The 465-nt window shown below is 31.8% G+C and carries 2 protein-coding genes; one reads left to right on the plus strand and one right to left on the minus strand.

Going from position 1 to position 465, the window contains the following annotated elements:
* Positions 1 to 286: 4'-phosphopantetheinyl transferase family protein (locus FUA24_RS24480; RefSeq protein WP_394344244.1), on the minus strand; the 286-nt coding region annotated here is incomplete at its 3' end.
* Between the two features lie 64 nt (positions 287 to 350).
* Here FUA24_RS24480 and FUA24_RS24485 point away from each other — a divergent pair.
* On the plus strand, positions 351 to 465 hold a 115-nt coding region (locus FUA24_RS24485; protein ID WP_148546049.1), incomplete at its 3' end, for an adenosylhomocysteinase.

Raw genomic sequence — 465 nt, forward strand, 5'->3', positions numbered from 1 at the left:
CAGAAAAATTAAACGAGTGTGTTATTGAAATTTGTTTACCATCTTTTAAATAAGGTTTACCAAAATCGTCATAAAATAAATCGGCATCCGTATATCCAAACTCCTTAAGTAAATGGCGCACACTTAAAAACCCACGTTGGTGTAACTCACTTTTCATACCATTTACCCTATTAAAACTATTTTCAGTTAGTTGTAATGGTGCCATTAAAGCGTTAAAAGATTCTGTAATCTTCCAAATTTTAACACAAGTTTGTAAATTAGGCGTAAGGGTTTTGTAAAGAGGCATTTAGTTTTATGAAAGTTATTGGTTATCTTTGCACTTTAATTAAAAGACCCACAAATATAACAATATGAGTACAAAAACAGTTGCTTACGTTCCTAATAAGGTTAAAGATATTTCATTAGCCGCTTGGGGAAGAAAAGAAATTGAATTAGCCGAAGCTGAAATGCCAGGTTTAATGAGCT

It is taken from the genome of Seonamhaeicola marinus, from assembly GCF_008085455.1.